This is a genomic window from Burkholderiales bacterium, assembly GCA_036262035.1.
Classification (GTDB): domain Bacteria; phylum Pseudomonadota; class Gammaproteobacteria; order Burkholderiales; family SG8-41; genus JAQGMV01.
Genome location: DATAJS010000016.1, coordinates 12468 through 31424, shown reverse-complemented (window position 1 = coordinate 31424; position 18957 = coordinate 12468). Strand labels below are relative to the sequence as shown.

The window sequence follows — 18957 nt, the reverse complement described above, 5'->3', positions numbered from 1 at the left end:
CGCGCCTAATGTGACTCTGACCCGGATTTTCGGTTGCGGAGCACGGGGCGCAGCGACTCGGCCGCGTCGAGGATCATCTCCTCGGTCGTGTCCCAGCCGACGCACGCGTCGGTGACCGAGCAGCCGTAGATCAGCTTCGACACGTCCTCGGGTATCGACTGTTTGCCCTCGACCAGGTTGGACTCGATCATGATGCCGACCAGCGAGGTGTTGCCGAGGCGCACCTGGTTGACGACGTCCTTCATGACGAGCGGCTGCAGCGTGTGGTCCTTGTAGCTGTTGGCGTGCGAGCAGTCGACGATGATGTTCGCGGGCAGCTTCGCCTTCCGGAGCGCCTTCTCGGCCATGGTCACCGACACGGTGTCGTAATTGGGCCGCCCTTCCCCGCCGCGCAGCACGAGGTGTCCGTAGCGGTTGCCGCCGGTGCGCACGATGGACACGCGCCCTTCGCTGTTCAGTCCGAGGAAGGCGTGCGGCCGTGACGCCGACACGATCGCGTTGATCGCCACCGTCACGTCGCCGTTGGTGCCGTTCTTGAACGCGACCGGCGTCGACAGGCCCGACGCGATCTCGCGGTGCGTCTGCGACTCGGTGGTGCGCGCGCCGATCACCGTCCACGCGATCAGGTCGCCGAGATACTGCGGCGAGATCGGGTCGAGCGCTTCGGTGCCGGTCGGCAGGCCGAGCTCGCACACGTCGCGCAGGAACGCCCGCGCGTTCGCCATGCCGCGCTCGACGTGGAAGGAGTCGTCCATGTCCGGGTCGTTGATGTAGCCCTTCCAGCCCACGCTGGTGCGCGGCTTCTCGAAGTACACGCGCATGACGAGCAGCAGCGTGTCCTTCACCTTCTCCTGGAGGGCGTGCAGGCGCTGGGCGTATTCGAGGCCCGCTTTCGGGTCGTGGATGGAGCAAGGTCCCACCACGACGAACATGCGGGGGTCCTTGCGGTCGAGGATGTCGCGCAGGTTCGTGCGCTGCTGCACGACGACGCCGGCCGCGCGCTCCGACAGCGGCAGGCGCCGGTGGAGGTCCTCCGGCGTCGGCATCGCGTCGAAGGACGTGACGTTGATATTTTCGAGGAGAGTCGGGTTCATTGCGGCACTTCAGGCTGTTCGTGATCGTTCGAACGCCGCGTGCCGCCGACCTCCGTCAGACCAGGCCGGCCTCCAGCTCCGCGGCTTCACGCGTGCGACAACGGCCGATCACGATCGCCCTCGCCGCAACCCACACTTCGTAAATCCACCCGCCCGCGGATGATTCGTAGATCGATACGCGCCTCATGACGGTGCCCGTTGCAGAATGCCTCAACGAACATTCGGCAACGGCCGTGCCGGCGCGCGGCGGGCAGAGGGCGCATCGTACGACGCTTCGTGAGATTTTGCACATCGGCGCTGCACGCGCGGCCGGCATGTCGGGCAATCGCGACAGCGTCAGCGCGTCGCGGCCGCGGGCCGCCGGGCATGCCACGCGATCGTGGCGCGGCGCTCTCCCGGCACGATGTCGGCGAGCGTATAGCGGTCGAGCTCGCGATAGAACGCCTGCTGCGCGCCGCGCAGCGCCGACTTCAGCGTGCACGACGGCGCGATGCCGCAGCCGCCGGCGTAGCCCTCCGACAGGCAGTCGAGCACGTCGAGCGTCTCCTCGGTCTCGCGCACCACGCGCCCGACGTTGATCTCGCCGGGCCGGCGCGCGAGCGTCACCCCGCCGCCCTTGCCCCGCACCGTCTCGAGGTAGCCGAGCCCGGCGAGCTGGTGCACGAGCTTCATCACATGGCTGCGCGGGATTTGATAGCCCGCGGCGATGTCGGCGACCGTGCAGCGCGCTCGTTTCCGGGCGACGTACATCAACACGCGCAGCGCGTAATCGGTGTGCTTGGTGAGCTGCATGCCCGTGATGCTGCGCCACCTTCCGCGCGATCGTTTGATCGAGATCAACCCGCCTCCACGCGACGCGGAGCAGTATCCGCTCCAAAGATACCTCTCAGATGGATCTTCAAAACGCAAACGTACAGAGACAGGAGGTCTCAAAAATGAACGCAACACGCAAACTGTGGCGCTGGCTCGGGATCGTTTTCCTGATGTCCTTCGCCGCGCTCGGCTGGATGGGCCGCGAGATCTACCTCGCGGCGCCGCCGATTCCGACCAAGGTCGTCAGCGAGTCCGGCGAAGTGCTGTTCGGACCGGGAGACGTCGAGCGCGGCCAGCAGGCCTGGCGCGCCGCGGGCGGCCAGCAGCTCGGCACCGTGTGGGGTCATGGAAGCTACGTCGCGCCCGACTGGTCGGCGGACTGGCTGCACCGCGAGGCGGTGGCGCTGCGTGAAGCGCTCGCGCAACAGCAATACCGCAAGCCCTACGACCAGCTCGCGCTCGACCAGCGCGCGGCGATCGATGCGGGCATGAAGTCGCAGATGCGCGCCAACACCTACGACGCGCAGACCGGAACGATCTCGGTTTCGAATGCGCGTGCGCGCGCACTGCGCGAGACCGCCGCGCATTACGAAGGCCTCTTCGGCGACGACCGCGCGCTGGACACGCTGCGCGAGCAGTATGCGATGACCGCGGGCTCGCTCGCCTCGGCCGAAGACCGCAAGGCGCTCGCCGCGTTCTTCTTCTGGTCGTCGTGGGCCGCCGGGACCGACCGCCCCGGCGAGACCGGCCTCTCCTATACCAGCAACTGGCCGCACGAGCCCCTGATCGACAACACGCCGACCGCCGGCAACGGCATCTGGTCGGTCGTCAGCGTGATCCTGCTGATCGCCGGCATCGCGGGCCTGATCTGGTACCACACCGCGCACAAGGAAGAAGCCGATCCCGTCGCGCCGAAGACCGATCCGCTGTCGCTGCTGAAGCCCACCGCTTCGATGCGCGCGACGCTGAAGTATTTCTACGTGGTGATCGGGCTCATCCTCGCGCAGGTCGGCATGGGCATCGTCACCGCGCACTATGCGGTCGAAGGCAGCAGCTTCTTCGGCATACCGCTCGCGGAGGTCCTGCCGTATACGGTGAGCCGCACCATACACACCCAGTTCGCGGTGCTCTGGATCGCGACCGCGTGGCTCGCGACGGGGCTTTACATCTCGCCCGTCCTGTCGGGCTACGAGCCGAAGTATCAGAAGCTAGGGGTCGACGCTCTGTTCTGGGCGCTCATCTTCGTCGTCGTGGGCTCGACCGTCACCGGCTGGCTCGGCACGCTCCAGCGCCTCGGCGTCGACTACTCGTTCTGGCTCGGCAACCAGGGGCTGGAGTTCACCAGCATGGGCCGCGTGTGGCAGATCCTGCTCTTCGTCGGTCTCCTGTTCTGGCTCTTCCTCATGGGCCGCGCGCTGATGCCGGCGCTGAAGAAGCCCTCCGAGAGCCGCGGCCTGATCGCGATGGTGTTCATCTCGGCCGCGTGCATCGGCCTGTTCTACGCGACGTCGCTCACGTGGGGCCCGCGGACGCACTACTCGATGGTCGAATACTGGAGGTGGTGGCTGGTGCACCTGTGGGTCGAAGGCTTCTTCGAAGTGTTCGCCACCGCGGTCGTCGCCCTCATCTTCTCGCGCCTGGGCCTGATCCGTACCGCGACCGCGAACACCGCCATCGTGCTCGAGACGATCGTCTTCCTGTTCGGGGGCATCCTCGGGACGCTGCACCACCTCTACTTCACCGGCACGCCGACCTCGGTGATCGCCGTCGGCGCGGTGTTCTCCGCGCTCGAAGTGGTGCCGCTCGCGCTGATCGGCTTCGAAGGCTATCGCAACTACCGGCGCAGCCAGGCCGCACCGTGGGTCTCGGCGTACAAGTGGACGATCCTCTCGTTCGTCGCGGTCGGCTTCTGGAACACGGTCGGCGCGGGGCTGCTCGGTTTCGCGATCAACCCGCCGATCTCGCTCTACTACGTGCAGGGCCTCAACCTGACGGCCGCGCACGGCCATGCCGCGCTGTTCGGGGTCTACGGCATGCTGGGCCTGGGCCTCATGCTGTTCTGCCTGCGCGGCCTCACCGAGCGTGCACGCTGGTCCGACGCGCTGCTGAAGCCGACGTTCTGGTCGCTCAACATCGGTCTGGCGATGATGGTTTTCATGTCGCTCCTCCCGGCCGGCGTCTATCAGGCGTGGGCCAGCGTCTCGAAAGGCCTGTGGTACGCGCGCTCTCCCGAGATCGTGCATTCGAGCGTGATGGAGACCCTGGTGTGGCTGCGCGTCCCGGGCGACATCGTCTTCGCGCTCGGCTGCGGGCTGCTCGCGGTGTTCGCGGTGAAGCTGCTCGGACGCAGGAAGACTTCAGTCGGACGGCTCCGCGCCGCCCCGGCCGAGACCTAGGACTAATCGGGGACAGACCCCGATTTACGGTGAAAGCCGCGGCCTTGCCGCGGCTTTCGCGCTTCTTACGAGGCGAGCGCCTCGCGCCTGGCGCGGAATTCGTGCATGTACTCGAGCGAGCGGCCGATATTGGCCGCTCGCGCGTACCACTGTTCGGCCAACGCCTCCGGCAGATGCTTCGCCAGAGTCTCGCGGAACAGCGCGAGCCAATCGACGAGCAGCGCCGGCGTGAAGCCCGCCGCGGCATGCTTGTCCGCGACGCGGTAAGGCTGGTCGCGATAAGGCTTGCCGCCCAGCGTGACCCACCAGAAGTGCGCGAGATGCCGCTTGTGCTCGTCCCAGTCGTGGACGATGCCGAACGGCACGCTCAGCGTCGGATGGCGCTGGATCGCGTCGTAGAAGTCGCTGACGACACGGCTGACGGTGTCCGGGCCCAGCAGATGGGAGATGTCCTGCATGGCCTGATTATATCACCACGTGATGTATTCAGCTTCGATAGGAAAGGAGGTTCAAGGAGGGAAACCTCGGTTTCCCTCCTTGGCGTAACCGGCGACCGCGAGCGCAGCGAGCGGGTAGCAGCGCGACCGCGAGCGCAGCGAGCGGTGCTACGCAACTGCCGCGAGCTTGCGCGACTGCGCGAGCATGTAGGTGCAGGCGTCGGCCGGCATCGGTCTCGCGACGTAATAGCCCTGCATCTCGTCGCAGCCGCGGTGCCCGAGGAAGGCCGCCTGGTCCGCGGTCTCCACGCCTTCGGCCACGACGATGAGCCCGAGCGCGTGCGAGAGCGTGATGACCGCTTCGGCGATCGACGCGTCCTCCGCGTCCTCGGTGACGCCCGTGGTGAAGGCGCGGTCGAGCTTGACCGCGTCGATCGGGAAGCGCTTGAGGTACGCGAGGCTCGAGTAGCCGGTGCCGAAGTCGTCGATCGCGATGCGCACGCCGAGGGCCTTGAGCGTGCGCAGCGCGGCCGCGGCGGCCTCGGGATTTTCCATCGCGGCGCTCTCGGTGATCTCGAGCTCGAGCAGGTGCGCCGGCACGCCGTGATCGTCGAGCGCGCGCCGCACGACGTCGGTGATGTTCTCGTGGCGCAGCTGCACCGCGGACAGGTTCACCGCGATCGGCACGTCGCCGATGCCGGCGTCGGCCCACTCGCGGAGCTGCGAGCACGCGGCGCGCAGCACCCATTCGCCCACCGGCACGATGAGCCCGGTGTCTTCGAGCAGCGGAATGAACTTCGCCGGCGGCACCAGCGTGTCGGCCGACATCCGCCAGCGCAGCAGCGCTTCCACTCCGGTCACCGCGCCGGTGCGCACGTCGGCCTTCGGCTGGAAGTGCAGCACGAGCTCGGAGCGCGGGATCGCGTAGCGCAGGCGGTTCTCCATTTCGAGCCGCGCGGCGGCCTGGCCGTCGAGCGCGCGCGAATAGAGCTGGAACGTGTTCTTGCCCGCGGCCTTGGCGCGATACATCGCGACGTCGGCGTTGCGGATAAGGCTGTCGGCGTCGGCGCCGTCGAGCGGATAGGTCGCGATGCCGATGCTCGCCGTGACGTACGCCTCGTGGCCGTCGAGGTCGAGCGTGCCGGAGAGCGCGTCGAGCACTTTCTGCGCGACGACTTCGGCGTCGCCCGCGCTGGCGAGCTCGGTCAGCACGATCGCGAACTCGTCGCCGCCGAGCCGGCCGACGGTGTCCTCGCCGCGCACGCACGCCTTGAGGCGCTCCGCGACGGTCTGCAGCAGGCGGTCGCCCATCGCGTGGCCGAGCGTATCGTTCACGATCTTGAAGCGGTCGAGGTCGATGAACATCACGCCGACCGCGCGCTCACGGCGCGTCGCCTGCTCGAGCGCGTGGCGCAGCCGGTCGTGTATCAGGCTGCGATTGGGAAGATCGGTCAGCTTGTCGTGCGTCGCGGTGTGCTGGAGCGCGTGCTCGAGGCGCTTGCGCTCGGTGATGTCTTCGGCCACGCGGATGAAGTAGGCCGGCTCGCCGCCCGGATCGCGCACCATCGAGATCGTGCGATGCAGCCACTTGATCGAGCCGTCCTTGCACACGCAGCGGCGCTCGGCGCTGATCGTATCGATCTCGCCGGCGATCAGCCGCTTTCGGTTGACCGCGCCCTTGCCGACTTCGTCGGGATGCGAAAGGTCGTGCATCGACATGCCGAGCAGCTCCTCGCGGCTGTAGCCCACCATGCTGCACAGCTTCTCGTTCACGCGCAGGAAGCGATCTTCCAGCGTGGTGTGGGCGATGCCGATGGCCGCCTGCTCGAACGTCGCGCGGAACTGGGTTTCGCTCGCGGACAGCGCGACGAGCGCGCGGTTGCGGCGGCTCACGGCGGCCAGGAGCAGCGCCGCGAAGAGCACCACGACGAACGAGAGCGCGCCGGCGGCGACGAAATAGTTGCGGCGGTTACGTATCGTCGGCGCGAGCACTTCCGCTTCCGAAGTGGCGACCGCGACGATGAGGGGATACTCGCCGATGCGGCGGAAGCTCTGCAGGCGCGGCACGCCTTCGACACGGCCGGCCGTGATGAACGAGCCGCTGTTCGCCACCCTTGCGGCCTTGATCAGCGTCGAACCGCTCATGTCGACGCCGACCGTGGCGACGTTGCCGGCGCGGCGCGCCCGTGCGATGCCGTCGAGCCCGACCAGATGGATGAGCCCCTGCTCGCCGATGTTCGCCTTCTCGTAGAAATGGAGGAAGTAGCGCGGATCGACCAGCGCGCTCACGACGCCGCCGAAGCGGCCGTCCGGCTTGTCGATCCGCCGCGACATCGGGATCGCGGCGTTCTGGTAGCTGCGCGAGACCAGCGGCTTGCCGATCTTCAGCTCCGGGCCGGGATCCGCCGCGTGCGCCTTGAAATACTCGCGGTCCGCTATGTTGAGCGGGACCAGTGCCTGGCTCGAAACCACGAGATCGCCGTGCTCGTCGACCACCACGATGTTCGTGAACAGCCGCCCGTCGATCAGGCCGTCCTCGATGAGCCCCGCGATGTCGACCGCTTTGCCCGAGCGCTCGTACTCCCTGCCGAGCAGGAGCAAAGCCTCCTCGACGTCGCGGATCGTGCGCACGGTCTGCTCCTCGAACGCGATCACGAGGTTGGAGTTCTGCCGCATGGCCGCGTCGATGACCTGCTGGCGCTCGCGGTCGGACTGGAACACCGCAGCCCACCACAGGGCGCCGATGATCGCGAGGCTGACCGCTACGACGGCCGTCTCGATGCCGTGGAGGCGCGCGAGCATGCCGGCGAGGCGCGAAACGGCCTGCCGTGCAGCGCGCGGTTCCTGTGTGGGCATCGGTTTCATGGTCGTGCCCGGAAGATAACGGCAATCCCCGCCGAACCATGGGCGCATTAGGCGTGAAAGTTCGTGCCTTTTTCACGGTTTGGCTTCAGTGGGGCGTCCCGGCCCGCTGCCAAGACCGAACCGGACCACGACATCGATCGGGCGGTCGCCCCGAAAGCGGGCAGCGCGGCGAGGCTGAAGACGAGCGCGAGGACCGCGTGGATACGGCATGACGTCATGACGGATCCCCCGTTTGACGTTTTCGGTCCAGGCGCGTCGGGGATCGGGCAAACTTTGTCGAAGGCCGCGCGTTTGTCGTATTCTCCGGCGACGGCCTCGCCGTCCATAAAAGGAGAATCCCATGGCACTGCAACCCGGCTCCCAAGCGCCGGACTTCTCGCTCGCTTCGCACAACGGGGACACGGTCTCGCTCTCGAGCTTCCGCGGCCGTCCCACCGTGGTCTCTTTCCTGCCCTTCGCCTTTACGGGTGGATGAAAGAACCAGGTCCAGGGGTTCCGTGCGAACCTCGATGAGTTCAAGAAGCTCAACGTCGAGATCCTCCAGATCAGCGCGGACACGATTCCGAGCCTGAAAGTCTGGGCGGAGCAGCTCGGCGGCATACCGTTCCCGCTGTTGTCGGACTACTGGCCTCACGGCGCGATCGGCAAGGCCTACGGCGTCTTCAACGACGAGCGCGGCATCGACAAGCGCTCGGCCTTCGTCGTCGACGCGAACGGCAAGATCGCGTGGTCGAAGGAGTACGCGCCGGGGACGATCCCGGAGAGTCCCGAGCTTTTAGCCGAGCTGAAGAAGCTGTAACCCGCCGGGTGCGCTATCGCGCACCTGCGGCGCGGTGCGCTCGCGCGCACCTACGGGCAGCCGATGGCATACCGTAGGGTGCGTGGTAACGCACCGCGCCTTTCAAAGCCTCCGTTCCCGAGCGGCACGCCGCATGCTTTTGCGCTCAGCATGCACGCCGCAGCGGAGATCAACGCGATCCTCAACGCCATCGAGATCGGCGTCTACGGCATCGACGCCGCGGGGCGGTGCACGTTCATCAACAAGGCCGGGCTCGACATGCTCGGTTACGCGCCCGACGAAGTGGTGGGCGCGAACATGCACGCGCTCATCCATCACACGCATCCCGACGGCACGCCATACCCGGAGCCCTCCTGCCCGCTCCTGCAGACGCTGGAGACCGGCCGCCCGGTTCAGCTCGACAACGAGATGCTGTGGCGCAAGGACGGGAGCTTCTTCAACGCCGAATACGCGGCGTTCCCGGTGTTCGACGAGAACGTCGTCACCGGCAGCGTCGTCACCTTTCAGGACACCGCCAGCAGAGGGCAGGCGAGAAAGCGCCTCGCGGTCCAGATCAGCGTAAGCCGCATCCTCGCCGGATCGTCCGAGCTCGATACCGCGATGACGCAGGTGCTCGGCACCATCGGCGCGACGCTCGGCTGGCACGTCGCGACGTTCTGGGAAGTCGACGAAGGCGCGGGCGTGCTGCGGCGCGCCGCCGGCTGGCCGGGCGCGGACGGCGGCGGCGAATCGTTTCTCGCCGACACGCGCGAGGTGACGTTCACGCGCGGCAGCGGATTGCCCGGCCGCGTGTGGGAGATCGAGACGCCGTCGCACATGTCCGACCTCGCGAACGATCCGTGCTTCGCGCGCCGCGAAGCGGCCCGCGACGCGGACCTGCGCTCGGCCTTCGCGTTTCCGCTGAAGACCGGAACCCAGACGGTCGGCGTCATCGAGCTCTTCAGCCGCCGCTGGCAGCACTTCGACGACGACTTCCTCGAGAGCATCTCGACGCTCGGCCACCAGATCGGCCAGTACCTGCGGCGCAAGCGCGCCGAAGAGCAGCTGCGCGAGAGCGAATCGCTGAAAGCCGCGATCCTCGCGACCGCGATCGACTGCGTGATCTCGATCACCGCCGACAGCCGCATCGTCGAATGGAACGCGGCGGCCGAGCGCACCTTCGGCCACACGCGCGAGGAAGTGCTCGGCAGGACGATGCCCGAGCTCATCATCCCCGAAGAGCATCGCGCCCGGCATTACGCGGGCATCGCGCGCTTTCTCGAGACGGGCAAAGGCCGGCTGATGGGCAAGCGCATCGAGATCGAGGCGCTGCGCCGCGACGGCACGCGCTTTCCCGTCGAGCTCGCGATCACGTCGGTCGCGCAGAAGACCGCGCCCTACTTCACCGCCTACGTGCGCGACATCACGGTGCGCAAGCAGTACGAGCGCGACATCAAAGCGGCCAAGGAAGAGGCCGAAGAAGCCAACCGCGCCAAGAGCCAGTTCATCGCGAACATGAGCCACGAGCTGAGGACCCCGTTGACCGCGGTCATCGGCTACGTCGAGATGCTCGAAGAGGAAACCGAGGACCGCGGACTCGCCCAGATGCTCGACGACCTGCGCAAGGTCAACGCCAACGCGCGCCACCTGCTCTCGCTCATCAACGACGTGCTCGATTTCTCCAAGATCGAGGCCGGCAAGATGGACGCGCACCTCGAGCGCTTCGATGTCGCCGCGCTCGTGAAGGAGCTCGGTGCGACGGTCGAAGCGCTGGTCGCGAAGAACGAGAACACGCTGCGGATCGAGCACGGACCCGGCCTCGGCACCATGTGCTCGGACGCGGTCAAGGTGCGCCAGAGCCTCATCAACCTGCTCTCGAACGCGGCCAAGTTCACCGAGCGCGGCACGGTGACGCTCGAAGTCGAGCGCGCAGGCGCAGGCGACGACGGCACGATCGTCTTTCGCGTACGCGACACCGGCATCGGCATATCGCGCGAGGAGATCGGCAAGCTCTTCCGGCGCTTTTCCCAGGCCGACGCTTCGACGACCCGCCGCTTCGGCGGCACCGGTCTCGGGCTTTCGATCACGCGCGCGTTCGCCGACATGCTCGGCGGAAAGATCGAGGTCGAGAGCGAGCCCGGCCGGGGCACGACGTTCGAGCTCAGGCTCCCGGCGAACGCGCCCGCGGCGCGGCCGCGGCCCGTGGAGCACGCGCAGCTCGCCGGCAGCGCGTCGGGAAGCGTGGTGCTCGTGATCGACGACGATCCGCACGCCCGCGCGCTGATCTCGCGCTTCCTCGTGCGCGAAGGTTACGCGGTGCAGACCGCGGGCGACGGCGCCACCGGCCTCGACCTCGCGCGCAAGCTCGAGCCGTGTGCGATCCTGCTCGACGTGATGATGCCGCACATGGACGGCTGGGCCGTGCTCTCGGCGCTGAAAGCGGACAGCGCGACGGCCGACATCCCGGTCATCATGACGACGATCGTGCAGGAGAAAGGCCTCGCCTACTCGCTCGGCGCCGCCGACTACCTCACCAAGCCGATCCGGTGGCCGCGGCTCGCCAAGGTGCTCGCGAGGTACCGTTCGCGGCACGCCGCGCCGCGCGCCCTGATCCTCGACGATTCCACGGCGCCCGACGAGGTCTACGCGCAGCTCGAGGCCGAAGGCTGGAAAGTCGAGCACGCGCGCGACGAAGAAGCGTTCTTCGACCGGCTGCGCGAGAATCCGCCGGCGCTCGTCCTCGTCGATCTCGACATGTCGGACATCAACGGCTTCGCGGTGATACGCGAGCTGCGCAAGCGCGATGCTTTAAGCGAGATGCCGATCGTCGCGCTGAGCGCGCAGGACCTCACCGCCGACGAATGCAAGCGGCTCGAAGGGCGGGTACAACAGATCGTGAACACGGAGCACGACGTCCAGCAGGCGCTGTCGTCGGTGCTGCGCGAGCTGCCGGGAAGAGACCGGCGAGAAAAGGAAGGTCATGGCGAAGATACTGCTCGTTGAAGACCACCAGGAGATCTGGGATTTCCTGTCGCGGCGCCTCAAGCGCCGCGGCTACGACGTCGACGTCGCCGAAGACGGGCAGCAGGGGCTCGACCACGCGCGCGCCGACAAGCCCGATCTCATGCTGCTCGACATGAACCTGCCGGTGATCGACGGCTGGACCGTCGCGAAAGAGCTCAAGGGCGACGAAGCGACGAAGGCCATGCCGATCATCGCCCTCACCGCTCACGCCATGGCGGGCGATCGCGAGAAAGCGCTCGCCTCGGGCTGCGACGACTATCACGCGAAGCCGGTGGATTTCTCGCAGCTTCTGAACCAGATCGAGGCGCTGCTCGGCAAAGAAAATGGATCCCCGCCTGCGCGGGAATGACGGTGTAGCATCGTATTCCCGACCCGCGGATGAGTCATCGTCATTCCCGACCCGCGGCAGCGGAAGGGATCGGGAATCCATTCTTCATTCAAAGTCAAAATGGATCCCCGCGTACGCGGGAATGACGATCTTTTCCGCCTACACGGGAATGACGCCTTAATCCACCGCCGCGAAGAAGCGCTGCTCGAGCGCGCGGCAGACGTCGCGCGGGAGCTGCAGCCGCGCCGCGAGGTAGCGCAGGTACTGGCGGTTGACGAGCTTGCGGCGGTCGATCGCGAGCAGCGACGCGGCGTAGGCGATCGCGCCGGTCTGCACGTCGCCCACTTTCGCGAGCGCCTGCGCGAGCGGTTTCGGCCTGTCGAGCGCGTCGTCGACGCTCTCGATCTGCTCGGGCGTCGCGTTGAGCCGCTCGAGCGCGCTGCGCACCCGGTCGCGCTCCTTGCCGTCGACCGTGCCGTCGGCCTGCGCGGCGACGATCATCGCGTGCACGAGGAGCTCGACCTCGGCCGCGTCGAGCTTGGCGAGATCGATCGTATAGGGCACGAGGAGCTGCTGGCGGTTGCGCAGCCAGCCGAACAGCACCTTGGCCGCGACGATCTCGACCAGCGGCTCGTCGTGCTCCGCCGGGCCCGCGGGACGTTCGGGCTCTTCGGTTCCCGCTTCGACCGCTTCGGGCAGCTCGCTCAAGTCTTGTCTTTCGCCACGGTATCGGTGAGCTCGCGCAGCGCTTTCTGCACGACTTCGTTGCCGACGAGAAGGTGCCGCGACAGGTCGGAGAGCGTGATCCAGCCCACGACGTGCTTCGCGTCGTCGAGCACGGGAAGCCTGCGGATGTTCTGCGACGCCATCAGGTCCATCGCGGTGTTCACGGGGTCTTCGGGCGTGCAGCTGAAGATCGTCTTGGTCGCGACGTGCGCCACCTGCGTGCGGCGCGGGTCTTTTCCCTCGGCGACCACCCGGTAGAGGATGTCGCGATCGGTGATGACTCCCTGGAGGTTCTCGGCGGTGCCGACCGGCAGCGCACCGACGTCGAGCTCGCCCATCATCGATGCGGCTTCCTGCACGCTGACGTACGGGTCGACGAACTCGACGTTCTTCGCCATGAGATCTGCAACTTTCATGGTTTTCCTAACGAGCGGCCAGCGGCCAGAAAGCGGCGATCAGGGGAACGCCCGCGACGACGATGAAGATCGACAGCGGCAGGCCGAGCTTCCAGTAGTCGCCGAAGCGGTAACCGCCCGGCCCCATCACGAGTGTATTGCACTGATGTCCGAACGGCGTGAGGAAGTCGCACGCCGCGCCCACCGCCACCGCCATCAGGAACGGATCGGGGTTCAGGCCGAGCCGCTCGGCGAGACCCGCGGCGATCGGCGCGACCATCAGCACCGTCGCGGCGTTGTTGAGGAACGGGGTGACCGCCATCGCCGCGACGAGCATGAGACCCAGCGCCGCCATCGGCGGCAGCGGCCCGGCGGCGACGTGCAGCCAGCCCGCGATGAGGTCGGTCGCACCGGTGGTACGCACCGCTTCCGAGACCGGTATCAGCGCGGCGAGCAGGATGAGGATCGGCCACTCGACGGTCTCGTACGCTTCCTTCAGCGTGACCGACTTGGTCAGCACGAGCGCGACCGCGGCCGCGAAGAACGCCATCGCGATCGGCAGCACGTTGGCGACGACCGCGGCGATCGTGGCCGCGAGTACGAGCAGCGGTATCCAGCGGCGCCGCCCGCGCCCGAGGGCGATGTCGCGCTCGGCGAGCGGCAGTATGCCGAGCCGCTGGAGCGTGTCGGGCAGCACGTCGATGCGCCCTTGCAGCACGATCACGTCGCCGGGATGGAAGCGCACCGAGCGCAGGCGCTGCTCGATGCGCTCGCCGCTGCGCGAGAGCGCGAGCACGTTCACGTCGTAGCGCTTGTGCACGTCGAGCTCGATCAGGTTGGTGCCGACGAGCGGCGAGTCGCCGGTGACCACGCCTTCGACGACGCCCACGGTGTCGGCATCGGGCGCCTTCTCCTCGCCTTTCTGCCGGGCGAGCTCGAGCCCGGCCTGGCCCATCACCTTTTCGATCGCGACGGGCTCGCCTTCGAGCAGCAGCACGTCGCCGGCGCGCAGCTTGAGCGCGGGCGTGGGCTTGTAGCGGCGGAAGCGCTCGCGCACGATCGTCGTCAGCTCGACCTCGCCTTCGCCCATCTTTTCGACGTCGCTCGCGGTCTTGTCGACGAGCGGCGAGTCCTCGGCGATCACCGCCTCGACCACGTAGTTCTCGATGTTGATCGCGGCGTCGATCGACACGCCGGCGCGCCGGTCCTTGGGCAGCAGCCGGTAAGCGAACGTGAGATAGATCAGGCCGACGACCGAGATGCCCAGGCCCACCGGGGCGTAGTCGAACATGTTGAAGGGCTGCCCGAGGATCTCCTCGCGCACGCGCGAGACGATGATGTTGGGCGAGGTGCCGACCATCGTGATCAGCCCGCCCATCAGCGATCCGAACGAAAGCGGCATCAGGAGCTGCGCGGGGGAAGTCTCGGATTTCTTCGCGAACTGGAGGGCGACGGGAAGCAGGATCGCCAGCGCGCCGACGTTCTTGATGAAGGTCGAGAAGACGATGACCGCCAGCACGAGCACGAACACCTGCGAGCGGGTGGTCTTGAGGTACGGCGCGAGCGGCCGGATCGCGAGCTCGGTGATGCCGGAGCGCGCGACGGCGGCGCTGACGACGAGCGCGGAACCGACGATGATCACCACGTCGTCGGAAAAGCCCGCGAACGCTTCCTTCGCCGGCACGATCCCGACGAACACCGACGTCACCAGGGCGAGCAGCGCGACGACGTCGTAGCGTATGCGCCCCCAGACGAACCCCGCCATCATGAGGCCTACGATGATGAACGTGAGTGCCTGGGGTAGCGTCATTGCGTTGCCTGATAGTCGGTCAGGCCGACCATATAGCAACGCCTATGCCTTGGCAGGCCGACAGCTCGCACACGGAGAGACACGGAGGGCGACACGGAGGACACGGAGGACACGGAGGGGCAACCCCGGAGGACCCGGAGCTGTCCATCGGTCGTCATTCCCGCGCAGGCGGGAATCCATTTTTACTTCGATGCTTCGAGAATGGATTCCCGATCGCTTCCGCTGCCGCGGGTCGGGAATGACGACGGTTCTGTTCCCTCCGTGTCCCCCGTGGTCAATGCGTTGGTTTTAAAGAACCCGGGGCACCGTGACCCCCACGAGCGTGTCGCGGGTAAGAATCTCCGCCAGCCTGTCCTCGGACCATCCTTCGGTGCCGGCGGGGCGCATCGGGATGACGACGTAGCGCATGTCGGCGTTCGAATCGTGCACGCGGACCGTGACGCCGTCCGGAAGCTCGGTGCCGAACTCCTTCAGGACCGCCCGCGGCTCGAATACCACGCGCGAGCGGTAGTTGCGGCTCTTGTACCAGGTGGGCGGCATGCCGAGCAGCGCGCGCGGATAGCACGAGCACAGCGTGCACACGATGACGTTGTGGACCTCGGGCGTGTTTTCGACGGCGATGAGCCGCTCGGCTTCGAGGTCTATCCCCATCGCGGTCACGGCGGCCTTGCCGTCTTCGAGGAGCCGCCTTTTGAATTCCGGATCGACCCACGCGCGCGCCACGACCTTCGAGCCGCGGAACGGAAAGTCGGTCTCGAAGCGCTCCATGCGGGCGCGGATCTCTTCGGCGGTGACGACGCCTTTCTCTTCCAAAAGCTCCTGCATGGCGCGGCTCATGATCTCGAACTCGCCGGGCGGGCCGTCGTCAGGATCAACGATCGGGGCGTGGTCGTCGTGGCTGTGATCGCCGTGGTCGTGAAGGTGCTTCCGGCCGGCGTAGTAGTCGAATTTGGTGTCGGACATGGTTTTCTCGCTATACGGGCTCGAGCCAGTGCTCGAAGATCTCCATCTCGATGATGTCGCGCTCCGGGCCTCGGTAGTCCTGCCACACGTGCTTCTGCGGAAAGCGCACGCGGTAGAGCACCTTCCTCGGCTCGCCGTCGAAACCGTACGCGAGCTCCTCCGGATTGGGAAAGGCGCCGCAGACCCGCTCGATCACCCCGGTCTTGCCGCGGATGTAATACGGTGTGCGGCGGTGGCCCGGCGGAAAGGCGCGCTTCACGACGACGCGGTCGCCGACGTTGAAGCGCCGTCCCGGCGACGGTGCGTAGGTCGAAGGCAGCGGCCGGTCGCTCATCGCTGCACGGCCTTCTTGATCGGCGATTCCATCTCGTCGGGCACCTCGAACCGGGCGCGGATCTCGGCCATCTTCTTCTGCAGCTCGGCCTCGGTGATGAGGCCCTTCTCCAGCAGTATCGTGCGCAGCGCCGAGGTCGTGATCTCGAAATACTGGAGCTGGGAATACCGCGCACCGAGTCCTTCGGCCGCGCGCCGCAGCTCGTCGGTGCAGAGCACTTTCTTCCGGTTGAGCAGCGAGCGCAATGCGTTCGCCTGCCGTTCCCAGAACTTCATGCCGTGATCGACGGTGTCGACCGGTCCTGCCGGATCGCCGCCGATGTCCTGCGGCCCGCGGTTGGGTTGTGTGTCGCTCATGGGTCTCCTCCTGCGGGACGAACTTGCCAGCGTAGCGGGGTGAAGTCAAACGGCTGTCGCGAAGCGGGCACGGCGCCTGCACCGGCAGGGCAGGACTTGCCGAAGTCAGAACGCCGAAAGCCCAGCATGCAGAACCTCCGCCGCCTCTTTGCCTGGACCTCCAGGGACGCCCTTTCACGACTCTCCTGCCAGCGCCTGCTCTCGCTCTTCCTGGTCGTCGTCGTTCCCGGCGGACTGGTCGTACCGATCTGCTACGGCCTCTACGGCGCCCTGCGGCTCACGCTGTCGGGCAAGGCTGCGACACGCGTAGCGTCTCGTGCAGCGGCGCCCGCGGTCGCGCCATCCGCGAGAGGCGCCACGCTCACGCGAGCGCCTCTCTCAGAACGATGACGGCGAGCGCGCCGACGGTGCAGCCGACCGCGACCAGCGCCGCCGCGGCGAGCGCCGGGGCGCCCCTGCGGCTGCGATGCGCGGCGTCGTGGATGAGCTCGTATGCGAGGCAAGCGAAGTAAATAGCGGCGCAGCTCAGCGCCGTGCGCGTACCGTCGAGGGGCCGCGGCGCGAGCAGCAGCACGAAGGCGGGATACTTGAGGACGACGATATGCGCGCCGACGAGGCCTGCGCGCGCTTGAGGCGGCTGCGTGTACCACGCGCCGTAGAACGCGCACAGCGCGAGAAACGCCGCGACTGCTCCCGCGCCCGAAAGCACCGCGAGCAGCGCGAACGTCGCGGTGAATGCGACCCACGCCGCCGCGCGAAACGCGGCGGCATGCCCTCCGCGATCCCCGGCCACGTCGGCCAGATCGTCCCACAGCCTGAATTGGAGCAGGAGCAGCAGCGCCACGAGCGCCGCCATCGCAGCCCACAGTGCGCCGGGATGACCGGCAGCCGCGCTCGCGAGCACGACGAGGAAGGCGATCGGCACGAAGCGCACGCCCGGCATGCCGCTGCCGATGCGCAGCCCGAGCGACTCGGCGTACGATCTGGACCCCACCCGGCTCTCCGACGGACACACTCCTGGCGCATGACAATAGCGTATCTTCGTTCCCAAGTACAGAAGTATCGCGGGCGATGAATCGATGGCCGAACGCACGCCCCTATCGGACGAAGAGCGCGCCGTCCGGCGCGCCAGGCGCGAAGCGCGGCGCGAGAAGCAACGCGCGCAGAACGTCGTGCGCGCGAAGGCGATGCACGAGGCTCGGCTCGAGTACGAAGCGGCGCACGCGGGAGAGACGGCAAAGACCGGGCGCAGGACGAAGCAGCCCGGCATCGAAGCGCACGTCGGCTGCTCGGGCTGGTTCTACTGGCACTGGCGCGATCGCTTCTATCCCGACGACGTGCCGGGCCACCGCTGGTTCGAGTACTACGCCAGCCGCTTCTCGACCGTCGAGCTCAATGCGCCTTTTTATTCATGGCCGACGGTCGGTACCGTCGCGACCTGGAAGCGCCAGATCGGGAGACGCCGCTTCCGCTACGCGATCAAGGTGAACGAGCTGATCACCCACACCCGGCGCTTTGCGCGCACCGATACGCTGGTGAAGGACTTCGGGCTGATCGCGGACCTGCTGGGGAAAAGCTTCGGCTGCTTCCTGTTCCAGCTCCCCCCGAGCTTTCGCTACTCCAGGCCCGCGCTGATGCGCATCGTGAGGCAGCTCGATCCGGCGCGCCGCAACGTGGTGGAATTCAGGCATCGCAGCTGGTGGAACGACAAGGTCTATCGTGCGTTCGAGGACTGCGGCGCGATCTTCTGCTCCACGAGCGGTCCGCGGCTGCCGGACGAGCTGGTGAAGACGGCCGCGGACGTGTACGTGCGCTTTCACGGCACGAAGCGCTGGTACCGCCACGATTACACCGATGAAGAGCTCGCGGTATGGGCGGCGCGCATCCGCGCGAGCGGCGCGCCGCGCGTGTGGGCGTACTTCAACAACGACCGTGAGGGCTACGCGATCAGGAACGCGCGCACGCTGCTGCGGCAATTGAAAGAGCGATGAGGCGCTATTTCGGAGACCTGCTCCTCGCCGGCACCGCCGCGACGCTCTTCAGCGGCCTGCCGTCGACGCTCTACGCGTTCGTACGCCACGAGGACATCTCGGAAGCCACGCGCGCCGCGGGCGCGATGCTGATCTCGCCGGCGTCCAGCCTGCTGCAATTGTTCGAAGCCGCCGCGGTGGTGCACGTCGCGGTGTCGTTCTTCTGGGCGGCGCTCCTCGTGCGCTTCCTGCCGCGCCGTCACGTCGTCGCCGGCGCCGTGGCGGCCGCGATCGCGATCGGCATTGTCGACTTGCGCGTGATCGCGCCGCTTCTGTTCCCCGAAGTGGCGCGCCTTGCGTTCTGGCCGCAGATGGCCGATCACGTGATGTGGGGTCTTTGCCTCGGTCTCGCGCTCGCGTGGCGCGCGAGAAAGATCGCCTAACTCGCTTCGGTCAGGTACTCCCGGCCGAGCGCAGTGAGCTGCAGGCCGCCTTCCACGAGCTTGATCGCGAGACCTTCCTGCACCAGGCGATCGGCGATCGGCGCGGGAAGATCGGGTTTGACGGGAGCTTCGGTGTCGAGCTTACGCAGCCACGCGAGCTCGTCATCGCTCAGCTTCGCATCCATGCAGGCCTCCTTGTTATCGCGCCGCGTGACGCGGCGTCGC

At 67.3% G+C, this 18957-nt stretch carries 20 protein-coding genes; 7 read left to right on the top strand and 13 right to left on the bottom strand.

The genetic code is table 11. The features are described 5' to 3' along the window. Positions 1–5: 5 nt before the first annotated feature. Together VHP37_20140 and VHP37_20135 are read right to left on the bottom strand one after the other, a co-directional pair. Entirely contained in the window at positions 6–1094 is a 1089-nt protein-coding gene (locus VHP37_20140) for a 3-deoxy-7-phosphoheptulonate synthase (protein HEX2828676.1), read from the bottom strand. Between the two features lie 336 nt (positions 1095–1430). Beyond that, positions 1431–1886: an Rrf2 family transcriptional regulator gene (locus VHP37_20135; GenBank protein ID HEX2828675.1), complete on the bottom strand. Its 456-nt coding sequence runs from the start codon at positions 1884–1886 to the stop codon at positions 1431–1433. A 143-nt stretch (positions 1887–2029) separates the two neighbouring features. On the opposite strand from VHP37_20135, the gene VHP37_20130 reads away from it, so the two are divergent. Beyond that, positions 2030–4303 (top strand): nitric-oxide reductase large subunit, encoded by a 2274-nt coding sequence (locus VHP37_20130; protein HEX2828674.1) that lies wholly within the window; start codon positions 2030–2032, stop codon positions 4301–4303. A gap of 65 nt (positions 4304–4368) precedes the next feature. Here VHP37_20130 and VHP37_20125 read toward each other — a convergent pair whose 3' ends face one another. The 3 genes from VHP37_20125 to VHP37_20115 form a co-directional block, all read right to left on the bottom strand. After that, the gene (locus VHP37_20125) at positions 4369–4761 is read right to left on the bottom strand and encodes a group III truncated hemoglobin (protein ID HEX2828673.1); all 393 of its coding nucleotides are present in this window, start codon (positions 4759–4761) and stop codon (positions 4369–4371) included. A 147-nt stretch (positions 4762–4908) separates the two neighbouring features. Beyond that, complete coding sequence (locus VHP37_20120) at positions 4909–7596, bottom strand: EAL domain-containing protein (GenBank protein HEX2828672.1); 2688 nt, start codon at positions 7594–7596, stop codon at positions 4909–4911. Positions 7597–7652: 56 nt separating this feature from the next. Next, positions 7653–7931 carry a hypothetical protein gene (locus VHP37_20115; GenBank protein HEX2828671.1) on the bottom strand — a complete coding sequence of 93 codons (279 nt, stop codon included), beginning with the start codon at positions 7929–7931 and terminating at the stop codon, positions 7653–7655. Positions 7932–7945: 14 nt separating this feature from the next. Here VHP37_20115 and VHP37_20110 point away from each other — a divergent pair, with 14 nt between their 5' ends. The 3 genes from VHP37_20110 to VHP37_20100 all read left to right on the top strand — a co-directional run bounded on the left by VHP37_20110 (position 7946) and on the right by VHP37_20100 (position 11756). Then, positions 7946–8404 carry a redoxin domain-containing protein gene (locus tag VHP37_20110; protein HEX2828670.1) on the top strand — a complete coding sequence of 153 codons (459 nt, stop codon included), beginning with the start codon at positions 7946–7948 and terminating at the stop codon, positions 8402–8404. 150 nt (positions 8405–8554) lie between these two features. After that, on the top strand, positions 8555–11386 hold the full coding sequence (locus tag VHP37_20105; GenBank protein HEX2828669.1) for a PAS domain S-box protein: 2832 nt from the start codon (positions 8555–8557) through the stop codon (positions 11384–11386). After that, on the top strand, positions 11364–11756 hold the full coding sequence (locus tag VHP37_20100; GenBank protein HEX2828668.1) for a response regulator: 393 nt from the start codon (positions 11364–11366) through the stop codon (positions 11754–11756). The genes VHP37_20105 and VHP37_20100 overlap by 23 nt, the downstream gene beginning before the upstream one ends. Before the next feature lie 156 nt (positions 11757–11912). On the opposite strand, the gene VHP37_20095 is transcribed toward VHP37_20100, so the two are convergent. The 6 genes from VHP37_20095 to VHP37_20070 form a co-directional block, all read right to left on the bottom strand. After that, the gene (locus VHP37_20095) at positions 11913–12443 is read right to left on the bottom strand and encodes a DUF533 domain-containing protein (GenBank protein ID HEX2828667.1); all 531 of its coding nucleotides are present in this window, start codon (positions 12441–12443) and stop codon (positions 11913–11915) included. Continuing rightward, positions 12440–12877 carry a CBS domain-containing protein gene (locus tag VHP37_20090; GenBank protein HEX2828666.1) on the bottom strand — a complete coding sequence of 146 codons (438 nt, stop codon included), beginning with the start codon at positions 12875–12877 and terminating at the stop codon, positions 12440–12442. The genes VHP37_20095 and VHP37_20090 overlap by 4 nt, the downstream gene beginning before the upstream one ends. 7 nt (positions 12878–12884) lie before the next feature. Beyond that, positions 12885–14666, bottom strand: coding sequence for an SLC13 family permease (locus tag VHP37_20085; GenBank protein ID HEX2828665.1), 1782 nt, complete (start codon positions 14664–14666; stop codon positions 12885–12887). A gap of 288 nt (positions 14667–14954) precedes the next feature. Next, the gene (gene nthA / locus VHP37_20080; GenBank protein ID HEX2828664.1) at positions 14955–15629 is read right to left on the bottom strand and encodes a nitrile hydratase subunit alpha; all 675 of its coding nucleotides are present in this window, start codon (positions 15627–15629) and stop codon (positions 14955–14957) included. Positions 15630–15639: 10 nt separating this feature from the next. Next, positions 15640–15963 carry an SH3-like domain-containing protein gene (locus VHP37_20075; protein HEX2828663.1) on the bottom strand — a complete coding sequence of 108 codons (324 nt, stop codon included), beginning with the start codon at positions 15961–15963 and terminating at the stop codon, positions 15640–15642. Next, complete coding sequence (locus VHP37_20070) at positions 15960–16319, bottom strand: hypothetical protein (protein HEX2828662.1); 360 nt, start codon at positions 16317–16319, stop codon at positions 15960–15962. The genes VHP37_20075 and VHP37_20070 overlap by 4 nt, the downstream gene beginning before the upstream one ends. A 126-nt stretch (positions 16320–16445) precedes the next feature. Between VHP37_20070 and VHP37_20065 the strand changes: the two genes are divergently transcribed. After that, a complete protein-coding gene (locus tag VHP37_20065) occupies positions 16446–16709 on the top strand; it encodes a hypothetical protein (protein HEX2828661.1) in 264 nt (87 codons plus the stop codon). On the opposite strand, the gene VHP37_20060 is transcribed toward VHP37_20065, so the two are convergent. Beyond that, positions 16681–17313: a hypothetical protein gene (locus VHP37_20060; GenBank protein HEX2828660.1), complete on the bottom strand. Its 633-nt coding sequence runs from the start codon at positions 17311–17313 to the stop codon at positions 16681–16683. The two genes, VHP37_20065 and VHP37_20060, sit on opposite strands and share 29 nt — an antisense overlap. Before the next feature lie 85 nt (positions 17314–17398). Here VHP37_20060 and VHP37_20055 point away from each other — a divergent pair, with 85 nt between their 5' ends. Then, on the top strand, positions 17399–18310 hold the full coding sequence (locus tag VHP37_20055) for a DUF72 domain-containing protein (protein HEX2828659.1): 912 nt from the start codon (positions 17399–17401) through the stop codon (positions 18308–18310). Then, a complete protein-coding gene (locus tag VHP37_20050) occupies positions 18307–18732 on the top strand; it encodes a hypothetical protein (protein ID HEX2828658.1) in 426 nt (141 codons plus the stop codon). The genes VHP37_20055 and VHP37_20050 overlap by 4 nt, the downstream gene beginning before the upstream one ends. Here VHP37_20050 and VHP37_20045 read toward each other — a convergent pair. Next, positions 18729–18917, bottom strand: a complete 189-nt coding sequence (locus VHP37_20045; protein HEX2828657.1) for a hypothetical protein — start codon at positions 18915–18917, stop codon at positions 18729–18731. The two genes, VHP37_20050 and VHP37_20045, sit on opposite strands and share 4 nt — an antisense overlap. Positions 18918–18957 lie beyond the last annotated feature (40 nt).

Excerpts from the sequence above, each read along its gene's own strand:
- VHP37_20140 (HEX2828676.1), bottom strand. The coding sequence starts at position 1,094 with ATGAACCCGACTCTCCTCGAAAATATCAACGTCACGTCCTTCGACGCG.
- VHP37_20135 (HEX2828675.1), bottom strand. The coding sequence starts at position 1,886 with ATGCAGCTCACCAAGCACACCGATTACGCGCTGCGCGTGTTGATGTAC.
- VHP37_20130 (HEX2828674.1), top strand. The coding sequence starts at position 2,030 with ATGAACGCAACACGCAAACTGTGGCGCTGGCTCGGGATCGTTTTCCTG.
- VHP37_20125 (HEX2828673.1), bottom strand. The coding sequence starts at position 4,761 with ATGCAGGACATCTCCCATCTGCTGGGCCCGGACACCGTCAGCCGTGTC.
- VHP37_20120 (HEX2828672.1), bottom strand. The coding sequence starts at position 7,596 with ATGCCCACACAGGAACCGCGCGCTGCACGGCAGGCCGTTTCGCGCCTC.
- VHP37_20115 (HEX2828671.1), bottom strand. The coding sequence starts at position 7,931 with ATGGACGGCGAGGCCGTCGCCGGAGAATACGACAAACGCGCGGCCTTC.
- VHP37_20105 (HEX2828669.1), top strand. The coding sequence starts at position 8,555 with ATGCACGCCGCAGCGGAGATCAACGCGATCCTCAACGCCATCGAGATC.
- VHP37_20100 (HEX2828668.1), top strand. The coding sequence starts at position 11,364 with ATGGCGAAGATACTGCTCGTTGAAGACCACCAGGAGATCTGGGATTTC.
- VHP37_20090 (HEX2828666.1), bottom strand. The coding sequence starts at position 12,877 with ATGAAAGTTGCAGATCTCATGGCGAAGAACGTCGAGTTCGTCGACCCG.
- VHP37_20085 (HEX2828665.1), bottom strand. The coding sequence starts at position 14,666 with ATGACGCTACCCCAGGCACTCACGTTCATCATCGTAGGCCTCATGATG.
- nthA (HEX2828664.1), bottom strand. The coding sequence starts at position 15,629 with ATGTCCGACACCAAATTCGACTACTACGCCGGCCGGAAGCACCTTCAC.
- VHP37_20075 (HEX2828663.1), bottom strand. The coding sequence starts at position 15,963 with ATGAGCGACCGGCCGCTGCCTTCGACCTACGCACCGTCGCCGGGACGG.
- VHP37_20070 (HEX2828662.1), bottom strand. The coding sequence starts at position 16,319 with ATGAGCGACACACAACCCAACCGCGGGCCGCAGGACATCGGCGGCGAT.
- VHP37_20065 (HEX2828661.1), top strand. The coding sequence starts at position 16,446 with ATGCAGAACCTCCGCCGCCTCTTTGCCTGGACCTCCAGGGACGCCCTT.
- VHP37_20055 (HEX2828659.1), top strand. The coding sequence starts at position 17,399 with ATGGCCGAACGCACGCCCCTATCGGACGAAGAGCGCGCCGTCCGGCGC.
- VHP37_20050 (HEX2828658.1), top strand. The coding sequence starts at position 18,307 with ATGAGGCGCTATTTCGGAGACCTGCTCCTCGCCGGCACCGCCGCGACG.
- VHP37_20045 (HEX2828657.1), bottom strand. The coding sequence starts at position 18,917 with ATGGATGCGAAGCTGAGCGATGACGAGCTCGCGTGGCTGCGTAAGCTC.